Annotated in this window: 8 protein-coding genes and 1 pseudogene; 6 read left to right on the forward strand and 3 right to left on the reverse strand. The window is 48.5% G+C overall.

The annotated features are described in order from the left end of the window. Positions 1-94: 94 nt before the first annotated feature. Positions 95-190, reverse strand: a pseudogene (locus ACFOET_RS08020) (hypothetical protein); the annotation flags it as partial. A 33-nt stretch (positions 191-223) separates the two neighbouring features. Continuing rightward, positions 224-622, reverse strand: a complete 399-nt coding sequence (locus ACFOET_RS08025; RefSeq protein WP_379021372.1) for a YybH family protein — start codon at positions 620-622, stop codon at positions 224-226. 225 nt (positions 623-847) lie between these two features. Here ACFOET_RS08025 and ACFOET_RS08030 point away from each other — a divergent pair, with 225 nt between their 5' ends. Continuing rightward, positions 848-1,465, forward strand: a complete 618-nt coding sequence (locus tag ACFOET_RS08030) for a Crp/Fnr family transcriptional regulator (RefSeq protein WP_379021374.1) — start codon at positions 848-850, stop codon at positions 1,463-1,465. Between the two features lie 235 nt (positions 1,466-1,700). Here ACFOET_RS08030 and ACFOET_RS08035 read toward each other — a convergent pair whose 3' ends face one another. After that, a complete protein-coding gene (locus tag ACFOET_RS08035) occupies positions 1,701-1,820 on the reverse strand; it encodes an integrase core domain-containing protein (RefSeq protein WP_379021434.1) in 120 nt (39 codons plus the stop codon). A gap of 168 nt (positions 1,821-1,988) precedes the next feature. Here ACFOET_RS08035 and ACFOET_RS08040 point away from each other — a divergent pair, with 168 nt between their 5' ends. From ACFOET_RS08040 to ACFOET_RS08060, 5 genes are all read left to right on the forward strand, one after another. Beyond that, the gene (locus ACFOET_RS08040; protein WP_379021376.1) at positions 1,989-2,579 is read left to right on the forward strand and encodes an RNA polymerase sigma factor; all 591 of its coding nucleotides are present in this window, start codon (positions 1,989-1,991) and stop codon (positions 2,577-2,579) included. A 135-nt stretch (positions 2,580-2,714) separates the two neighbouring features. Continuing rightward, positions 2,715-3,875, forward strand: coding sequence for a FecR family protein (locus ACFOET_RS08045; protein WP_379021378.1), 1,161 nt, complete (start codon positions 2,715-2,717; stop codon positions 3,873-3,875). A 162-nt stretch (positions 3,876-4,037) separates the two neighbouring features. Further along, positions 4,038-7,445 (forward strand): SusC/RagA family TonB-linked outer membrane protein, encoded by a 3,408-nt coding sequence (locus ACFOET_RS08050; protein ID WP_379021380.1) that lies wholly within the window; start codon positions 4,038-4,040, stop codon positions 7,443-7,445. Between the two features lie 10 nt (positions 7,446-7,455). After that, positions 7,456-8,901, forward strand: coding sequence for a SusD/RagB family nutrient-binding outer membrane lipoprotein (locus tag ACFOET_RS08055; protein WP_379021382.1), 1,446 nt, complete (start codon positions 7,456-7,458; stop codon positions 8,899-8,901). 10 nt (positions 8,902-8,911) lie between these two features. Further along, complete coding sequence (locus tag ACFOET_RS08060) at positions 8,912-11,008, forward strand: hypothetical protein (protein WP_379021384.1); 2,097 nt, start codon at positions 8,912-8,914, stop codon at positions 11,006-11,008. Positions 11,009-11,118: the final 110 nt, after the last annotated feature.

Genomic DNA, 11,118 nt, shown 5'->3' on the forward strand with positions numbered 1-11,118 from the left:
CGCTTTCATCTCCTCGTAATCGAATTCTTCTTGCTTTTCTTTCATTTTAAACTGTGACTAAGTTAACATTTTATAACTCTTGACACAGTTGATTTTACAGTCTCTCGCTCAATATCAATCGTAAATGTTCTATTGCCCTTATGCCACCCGTCGCACCGTAGCTGACAAAACCAGCAATTTTATTGTTCCACTCGCTCCGTTGATAGTTAACTTATTTCAGATCTTACGATGTACGCGTATTCTGTGTAGTTCGAATGAGCCATATTCCGTTTTCTTTTAATAACAACATGGTTAATATTCCGGTACGCGTCGCTGTACGCGAATTTTCGATTTTGAAATCTTTCCAATCCCATGCGGCATAAACGAGGGCAACATCATCCCGAATTAGGCTAATATTTAATATGCTGAGATGATATGTCATATGCTGATTTTGCGCCAACAGCGTTTGATGGGCTTTACGATGTTGTTCGATATTTTCCGCGTTATCTTTATACATCACTCCTGACCAAGTGATAAATTTGGTGTTTTCGGTGAATAACTTACCCCAATTTTCGAGGTCATGATGATTCCAATAGGAAACGTATTTGGCGAATAATTCCGTAATCTTCTTTTCTTGTTCCATAATGATATAATTACTTTTAAACTATTTGCAACTTTCTCGATTCCATCAAAGATAAAAGACAAAAACGCCACAACATGTGATGCTAATCACAATCGTTATTGCCAATGACAAGTCGAAAAAAGCTACTCTGGGATATCCATTTGCGTGGAAATGACTCTGTCCCGCAAGGATGTCTTGAAAAAAACATACCTTTATAGCGTTAGGGTTTAACAACATAATTGGTGAATGACAGGTATTGATGATTTTAGAATAATAAAGGATTTTTACCAAAAATTGTCTGAAAAATATCCTTACGTCACGGTTGAGAGTTGGGTAAAATTACAGGAAATATCGGTTGTGAAATATCTTGAAAAAGATGAAATTTTTTTGAGGCATGGAGAACGATTGAATTTTGGAATATTTGTTATTCACGGGCTGATAAAACTTTACTATTTAGATGAAAAAGGTAACGAAAGGATATCAGCCTTTCGCGGTAATCTTGAATATATTGATAATTGGAACTCACTTCATCAACAAGAAGCGTTGCCTTATTCTATAAGCGCCATTTCTCCAAGTATCGTTATGTTGTATCCAATGGAAAAGATGATTAAAACGTTTAGGAAAGAGCCGGACCTGCTCCAATTATGCGTGGACCTTTCTCAGGAGATGATTAAAATGAAGCGAGAACATCATGAGATACTCACGCTTCGATCGCCGGAAGAGAGATACCTTCAGTTGCTAAAGTCACACAAGAAATGGTTAATGGAAGTTTCGTTAACAGATCTTGCCAAATTTTTACATATGAGTAGGGAAGCATTAAGTCGAGCGAGAAATCAGGTCGCTTTGAAGCGTCTCATTCGGTAGCTTTAGATCGCTATTTCAACTATTCGTACGCTGGATCATCCGGTATTTTCTCATAAAATTACGATCTACCGCGCCGCCACTCACCGCACGTAGATGGCCATCAAGATCGTAATCGAATCGCCTATCTCCTATTCGCCGAATGCGCCCGTTTAAATCATAGTCTATGCGTAGTAGTATAATTCCCCCAAAACTTTGGACAGATTTTGTTAAAAATTAAGTGATATCTGGTTTTCCATTATGCTGCTTTTTTTGGCACCATTTTGTAAACGGTCTTTGGGGTTTGATCTTCCAGACTTTGGTGTCTTCTTTCCGAGTTATAATATTCAAAATAGGTTTGTAACCTAATACAGTAAATTTAAACAAATTTATAATTTAATCTACTGCCCGAGTTTCCGGGGGAATTATAATCCTGAATACACGAGAGACTTACACCAGCTTAACATAAACATAATAATTTCGATAGAACAGAGTTCCTAACTTTGGCTGCTAGAAACCCCGATATAGCCAAGTAGGATCGTACAACATGCAATTCGGCAGCGACGTTTTAGAAACAGATAATGAACTTTGGAATTCCCTAAAGCAAGGGAACGAAGGCGCTTTTGACCGAATCTACCAACGCTATGTCCGGCTGCTGTACAAAGAAATCAGCAAGCGCATCAATGACCAATCCGCTGTGGCCGACCTCACACAAGACCTCTTTTTATCGCTATGGGAAAAGCGGGATACCATACAGCCCCAGGGAGAGATCTACCCTTACCTTTACGGTATGGCCATCAATCGGGTACTGAATTACTATCGGAAAAACAAACACCTGCCGCATTTCGTAACCATTTGGGATAACTTACCTGAAGAGATCGCCGATACGGATGAATTGTCAATCGCGTTCAGGCAGGCGCACAATGAGGAATTGGAATCCCTGCTTGACATCGCCATCACGGAGCTCCCGCCCCGCATGAAGCAAGTGTATACCTTGCGTTACGTACGCAACAAAACCGTTTCGGAAATAGCCGATATGCTCGCCACCTCGCCTCACACGGTTTACAACCAGCTCAAAGTGATCCGCAAACGATTCGTAGCTGCATTGAAAAACACCTCCTATTTTCTTTTTTTCTGAAGGGCACGCACCATCTAAAGGTTAACATATCGTTAAGTCGATTAAGAAATCTTTAAATGTGCTTTTTAGAATAGCAAAAACTTTCCTTTCGGTTACTATACTCATAACAGGGCACAAATGGCGCCCTCGATGTGTATGGAAAAGAAACTAGCTGCACTGCTTGATAAGTATCACCGTAACGAATGTACGGATGAAGAGGTCCGACGTCTTGAAGCCTGGTACGAAGAAATCGCAAAGGACCAGCCTGGAAAAGAACCCGACGAACACACCGTCCACACCATGTTGGCAGCGATTAAACGTTCGCCCAAGTTCCATGCCGCGCAGACCGGCAGCCGCAGACCGTTGTGGCTTTCCCTACGCCCATACACCGCCATTGCCGCTTCGCTGTTTTTCGTACTGGCGACCTCCATATTCATCTACCGTCAAACCCTTGGAGAACGCTCCGATAGCCCAACAAGCGACATCATTTTGCCGGGCAGCGACAAGGCAATCCTCTCACTAGCCGACGGGACCCGCATTGCGTTGGACGGCATACAAGAAGGGGTTATTTCCAACGACAATGGCGTCACCATATCGAAAAATGGGCAGGGAGTACTTGAATACCGTACCACATCGCAAGACCATGCCAACGCGCACCAGACCAATACGTTGGCCACCCCGCGCGGCGGCAGCTATCAGATCGTCCTTCCCGATGGCTCTAAAGCCTGGTTAAACGCGGCTTCGTCCCTTTCGTACCCCACAGTATTCAGCAAGCACGAACGCCGGGTACGCATGACGGGCGAAGTCTATTTTGACATTGCCGAATCGCGCGTAGCCGTACCTGGGCAAGGTGATGAACGGGTGCCCTTCTTGGTTGAAACCGATCGCCAAACCATACAGGTACTGGGCACGCAATTCAACGTAAACAGCTATACCAGCTACCATACCGAGCGCACTACCTTGGTAACGGGAAAGGTAAAGGTCATTTCGCGCACTACAGGAGACCACGAAGTGCTAAGCCCGCACATGCAAGCCCAGGTCGGTGCCCGCATCCACGTCGAAAACGCGGACGTGGCACGAGCGATCGCCTGGAAAAACGGTGACTTCATTTTCCGTAACGAACGCTTGTCAGACATCCTCGAGGAAGTAATCCGCTGGTATGACGTGGAGGTATCCTACCCCGAACACTTGGGTAAAATCAGGTTCAACGGCATGGTATCCAGGAAACAACCCCTATCGGCTATCCTCGACATGATTGCCGCTACGGAACAGGTGAAATTGGAAGTAAAAGAAAGGAGGATTATCGTCAAGGAATAAAACAAGCAACACTTCGCCCGGCAAGCTTTTTCAATAGAAAGCAGAAGGTGTCGGAAGCACCTCCTGCTCGGTTGTCAAAAGCTTGCGTAAACATTGTTCGACCAACATTTTATCTTTTAACAGTAAGACAAAAATATGAAATATTATCAAATCATGCGTGTTATGAAAATAACTATGCTACTGACCCTATGTTGCCTGCTTCATGTGAGCGCTACCACACTGGGGCAAACCCTATCCATCAAAAAAGCAAACGCAACCATACAGGAAATTCTCGAAGATATCCGTCAGCAGGCCTCCTATGATTTCTTTTACGATGCTGACCTATTTACCGACGCCGACGCGATTAGCCTGGATATCAAAAATGCAACAATAAACCAGGTTTTGGATCGCTGTTTCGCAGAATCGGCTTACACGTACACCATTGCAAACAAAATCGTCACCATCAAAAAGGACAGCGGAAAAAAGGTCGCCAAAACCCACACGATGGCTGTGCTACCACCAAGGCAAACCGCGCGGATAACAGGCCGTGTTGTTGATGAAAACAGGGCTCCCCTGGAGGGGGCAACAATCACGGTAAAGGAAAATGGGCGCTCCGTGCAGACAGACCCAAACGGCAAGTATGAAATCGTAGTGGCGCCAGGCACCTACACCATCCGCGTGAGTTACATTTCCTATGAAAGCGTGCAGTTAGACGCTGTTACGGTCAGCGCCGATCAGCCCAAGACGCTCGACATCACCTTGAAAAGTACAACGGACGCATTGGAGGAAGTGGTGGTGACCTCATTGGGACTGACAAGTGCGAAGCGGCGTATCGGAACGTCCATCCAGGAGATAAAGGGCGATGACATCAACACTGCAAAAAGTGGAAACGCATTGACGGCGCTGCAAGGCAAGGTAGCCGGCATGAACATGACCATGACATCCGGTGGCATGGCCAGCTCGTCGCGCATCGTACTGCGTGGTGAGTCTTCGTTGAACATCAATAAAAATGCAGCCCTGGTCGTGGTTGATGGTGTACCTATCAACAACAACAATGGCACCGGTAGCAGCAGTGACCTCTCGGTTGATTACGGCAGTGGCGGAGCCGAGATCAATCCGGATGATATCGAATCGATCAGCGTACTGAAAGGGGCCAACGCAGCCGCGCTTTATGGTTCCAGGGCAGCAAATGGCGCCGTTATCATCACCACGAAAAGTGCATCAAAATCAACCACCATGGGCGTGAGCATCAATTCGAACACGACATTTGACCAAGTACTAAAGCTGCCCGATTTCCAGAATGAATACGGTGGAGGCACCGGCAGCGGGCTCACGTACTATTCCTATGGGGATGGCCCCGACGGCCCCAATACCAGCAACTCCGGCCATAACTGGGGTGCGCCCTTCAAGGGACAGCGCTTCATCCAATTCGGCTCACCACTTGATGCCGATGGAAACCGAGTGGCAATCCCGTGGGAGGCACGCCCAAACAACGTCAGGGATTTCTACGAACTGGGCCGCACATTGATCAACAGCGTATCGGTGTCTAAATCCGGGGAACTGGGCGACTTCAGGGCTTCCTATAACAACTACGCCCAAACAGGCGTCATGCCTAACACCGAATTGAAGCGTAATCAGTTTAACCTGAACTCGACGGCAAACATCTCAACCAAGGTATCGGTAAGGGCCAATATGAACTACATCAATAGCTACAGCGACAATTTACCGATTGTCGGATACGGAGGTTCATCCCCCACCTACAATTTCATCTGGTTTGAGCGCAACGCGGACATCAATTGGTTTAAGCGGTATTGGGTACCCGGACAGGAAGACGTCAAGCAAGACTATTATTTTACCTGGGGCGATAACCCTTACCTTACGATGTACGAACAACTGAACGGGATGAAGCGTAACCGAGTGTTTGGTAATGCGGCGGTTGACTTTCAAATCCTGCCGCAGTTGAAAGCAATGGTCCGCACCGGCATCGATTACTCCGGCGAGATGCGCAGCTCGCAGCGCCCCTACAGTTCAGTAGTCAATACAAAAGGGTTGTATCGCCGCCAGGATCTGACCTACTTGGAGCGCAATTCTGATTTCTTGGTAACGTACCAAGGCGAAGAAACGGGGAGTGTCCATTGGTCTGCAAACATTGGGGGAAACAATCTCCAAATAAACACCGCCCAAAACACAGCAACCGCCAACGGCCTCACCATCCCAGGCGTGTACAATTTGGGTAATGCCGGTACCCGGCCTGCGATTAGTGAGGTCAATACCGTAAAACGTGTAAACAGCTTATATGCCTTTGCTGACCTGGGCTATAAAAACCAGCTATTTGTGCAACTGACCGGACGCAACGACTGGTCCAGTACACTGCCCGAAGGTAATAATTCGTATTTCTATCCATCGATCTCGACCAGTGCAATCCTTTCCGATTTGCTCGGCATCCGGTCAACTTGGATGAACTTTTGGAAACTAAGAAGCTCATTTGCCCAAGTAGGCAACGACACGGACCCCTACCAGACTGCCGCATACTATGAATACAGCACGCTTCCCGGCACTGTAGGCTTACCGGCAACCATGCCCAATTTCAATTTAAAGCCCGAAATTACCTCGTCTTTTGAGGTGGGCACCGAATTTAGATTGCTTGCCAACAGGCTACACGTGGATTTCACTTGGTATACGTCCCAAAGTAAAAACCAGATTTTGCGTAGCCCCTTATCTATCAGCACGGGGTACACCGATAAAATCATGAATGCAGGAAAAATCAACAACCGCGGCTGGGAAGCACTAGTGACCGTCACACCGATCAAAAATCAGTTGACCTGGGATATTACCTTGACCGCCGCGGCTAACCGAAGCCGAGTGGTTGAACTTGCAGATGGCGTGGAGAGCTACGTCATGGCATCGGCCCAAGGCGCCACAGTAGAAGCACGGGTAGGTGGCCGCATGGGCGATATCTATGGCATCGGCCTCCAGCGAAACGAAGCCGGCCAGATTATCTACCGGGGTGGTGTACCCGTATTTACCAACAATACGATGAAAATCGGCAACTACAATCCCGACTTGATTGCCGGCATAAAAAACACCCTCAACTACAAAACGTGGTCGTTGGGCTTTCTATTTGACGGGCGACTGGGCGGCACCATCTATTCGTTTACCCATGTGACGGGCACCGAAGCTGGTAGCTTGTCGAATACGCTGCCCGGACGCGAAGAAGGCATCGTTGGAGACGGTGTGGTCCTCAACGATGATGGCACTTACTCACCCAATACCGAGCGGGTATCGGCCTATGCGTATTACCGCGGCTTTTACCGCCGGCCAAACGTAGAGTCCAATTCCTTTGACGCATCATTCATCAAACTGCGTGAATTGACCCTAGGTTACCGGCTACCTAGCAAACTCATCAAAAAAACACCGCTCAAATCCGTTCATGTGAACCTCGTAGGTAGAAACCTGCTCCTCTTTGCAAAAGCGCCCCATATCGACCCCGAAACCTCATTCGTGTCTGGCGGCACCATTGTGCCCGGTATCGAAAATGCACAAATTCCCTCCACACGGAGCTTCGGATTCGACATCAAACTTTCACTTTAACACTATAGCCATGAATATTAAAATAACCATGATATGCGCCATCATCTTCCTTGCTGCCGGAGGCTGCGAAAAAATAGACAATACCAATCCTAACGTGCCCTCGGCCGTCAATCCGGGTGTTGTATTGCCGCAAGTAATGTACAGCATTTCCAATACGCTCACCCATAGCGCCTTTGAAATCAACAACGAATTGATTCAGTATACCTGCATGAATAATACGTTTACGGAGGTGCAGCGATTCAAGCTGCAACCATCAAATTCCAATCAGGTATGGAATTTATACAATCGCTTGCGCGACCTCAATGACATCAACAGCATGGTTGAAAACGGTACCGGGCATGGCAACTACGCGGCCATATCGGGTATGATCAGGGTCTTCATCCTCTCCATGATAACGGACGCCTTTGGCGACGTGCCCTATAGCGAGGCCGGTAAGGCCACTGCGGCCAACGTGTTTACACCGAAGTACGATACGCAAGAATTCATTTACAAAGGCCTGATTGACGAGTTACAGCGGTATAGCCAGCTGATAGACGTCACTGCTGGATTGGATTTCGGTGGCGACCTCATTTATCAGGGCGATATGCTCAAATGGAAAAAATTCGGCAACAGTCTACTGCTCCGCTTACTCATGCGCACCACCGAGCGGCAACCAGCGGAAGCCAGTGCGCTAATTGGCCAGATCCTGTCCGATCCCGCTCAGTACCCGGTGATGGAAAGCAACGCCGACAACTTCCTTTATCGGTACCAAGGCAGCTTCCCCGATGTATTCCCCCTTGCGCCAAGCTACGTGCGTGATTTTGACTTCAAATACAAATCGGTCAGTGCATTTGTGGTTGATTCTTTGACCAAATTCGGGGATGCGAGGCTTTACCAATTCGCCCGCCCGACCAACGCCTCGGCCAACACGGCCAATCCGGTTTACGTAGGCTTGCCAAACGCCCTGCCGGTTACTGAATCTGCAAATTACAACGGTGGATATAATTTCCAATCGTACCTGGGTACACGCTTCCAGACGGATCGTGAAGCAGCCATCTGGATGACCGCTTCGGAGGTATTTTTCCTGAAGGCAGAGGCTGCCATCCGAGGCTTTTACCAGGGTGACGCACAACAAGCCTACCATGATGGTATCAAACATTCATTTGACTATTGGGGTGCCCCATTCAACGATGACTACCTCACTCACCCCAGTGTAGCCTTCGATGGCACACTGCCCAAGGTATACCTCCAGAAGTACTTTAGCCTGTTTTTCACGGGCATTGAAGCGTGGAGCGATTACAGAAGGACGGGCTACCCCCGCCTTGTACCCGGCCCGACCAATGTCAACGATGGCCGGATACCCTCGCGGCTCCCATATCCTTTATCGGAACAATCGCTCAATCAAAACAACTATCGCGAGGCCTCGCAGCGAATTGGCGGCGATGATATGAACAGTAAAATGTGGTGGCAAAACTAGACGCGTTGTGATGAACATAAAAAAAATAGCCGGAATCTTAATCGCCAACTGTTGGCTGCTGGTCACTTACGGGCAAGCTACCATGGACAGCCTCTCTATAGCCACCCAAATCGTTCCCGAGTTTACCAAATGGTCGGTGCAGGAAGTGGTTGCCGGCGGACGAATTGACGCCATACGGCAGCTGGATGCGCAAACCATCGCCTTGGCTACCCGCGGTGCGCAAAAAGGTCAAATCTACCTCAGCGATGACCAAGGGGCTAACTGGTATTTTGTAGCCAATCCTACGCCACATGACATCACTTGCATCGCTGAAACAGGTCGTAAGCAAGAGTTTTACATCCTCACCAGCCATGCCGAGGTATACCGCACGCGCGATGGTGGCCAGTCATGGACGCTATTGAAGCAACTTACGACCAATAAAAACACCGAAAACTATGCGGCTGCCTATGCCATCATGTATACCACCAACGGCACGTTGCTGGTCACGGATACGAATTCCGAGGGTGGTCACATCTATCGCTCTACCGATAAAGGCGACACATGGACAGACCTCGGCGCCATCTCGAAGAATGCATTGTATCGGTTGGAAAAAGTTGGAAATGGCATCATCGTCAACGGATGGGATGGCACTGTGTATAAAAGTACGGACGATGGCCTAACCTGGAACCGCATGGAGAAACTGACCGATGCAGCATTGTTCGCCACCGAATACTTGGGGATGGCTCACGTGCTCCAGGCGGATCAAAATGGCTATGTGTACCACAGCGCCAACCTGGGATATAAGTGGGAGCGATGCGCGACGTTAGCAGGGTCGGCAGACGATTTCGTCAACATTGGCTACGGTGCCGCTTACTACAGTACGTATACCGGCGCAAAGGAAGTATTCCTGACACTGGATTATGGGCGTAATTGGTGGAGTCTCGGCGCCCTACCCACCGTAGCAGGAGACTGGATGGACCACGGGATAAGGGTGGAGACGACCGACTCGGTCATCACCCTGTTTGCTACCAACAAGGGCTTTGTGCTGCGGGCGGCTTTTGCCAAAGATTTCCTGCACAATACCCTCCAACGAGTACACAACGGCCCAGATAACATTCCTAACCACCTCCGAACACCGATTGCGCAGACGATGGTGGGTATGGTGAGCGATGTCAAGGAAATCAACGAGCCGGAAGATATCCTCATCCACAAAAAATTTGCCTATATCCCCTGCCGGGACGGCAACAACGTGGCTATCATCGACTATAAGGATGCCAAATCCCCGGTGTTGGCGTATAGTCTACGGGATCCGGATATCCTCGATGCGTTCGGTGTAGCCATCAAAGGTCATTACCTCTACGTAGTATCGATGACAAACTGCCGGATTAGTGTCTACGATATTGACGACCCCTACCACCCAAGAAAGGTTCATGCGTTGACCGTAGGCGGAGAGGGCAGCTTCCTGCCCCACTACCAATCTAACTACACCCGGCTCCGGAAGATTTGGATTGACGGTGACTATGCCTATGTGACGCATAGTTCGGAAAGCAAGGTCTATATCCTGGACCTCCATCAGCCCGATAAGCCGACCATCATCAGCTCATTCCATACCGGTGACGGGGCGTTTGCCGCCATCACCCAAGGGGACATCTTGTATTTGGCCGGCTACGGACCCGGGTCCTCGCTTATCACGGTTGATATTCGGGATAAACGCAACCCCGTCATTACGGATCGTACATATGACCCCACCTTGCTAAAAGGTACGTGTGCCATCGCCATAGCTGGAGACCATCTCTTTGTGGTGGCTTATAATGCACATACGTTTTGGTCGTTTGACATATCCGACCCGCTACACCCACAGGTGCGTTCGCACATCAGCGATGTGTATATGCGGGGACCTGGCCGAATAGCCATCTGGAAAGACAAGGCTTTTGTGTTGAACTCTTCAAACCACTCGGTGGGCATCATCGACATTTCAGCGCCCGGGACACCACACGTGATCAGCTACCTCCAAGACCCCTTGCTACGCAGGGTTTACGGTATAGCTGTAGATGGCGACCAATTATTATTGGCCAGTAGGGAGGCCAATAATTTCATGGTCATTGACCTGAATCAAGCGGGCATGTGATTGGCGAAAGACTGCTATGAATCTGCGAACAGAGTTAAGAGACTGCCTTTTTTGGTCAGTCTCTTTTTCATTTTGGCCAGCACACTTCCGATTTCACTTTAACGGCTGTG

Origin of the sequence: Parapedobacter deserti (assembly GCF_042646065.1) — a bacterium.
GTDB classification, from domain to species: Bacteria; Bacteroidota; Bacteroidia; order Sphingobacteriales; family Sphingobacteriaceae; genus Parapedobacter; species Parapedobacter deserti.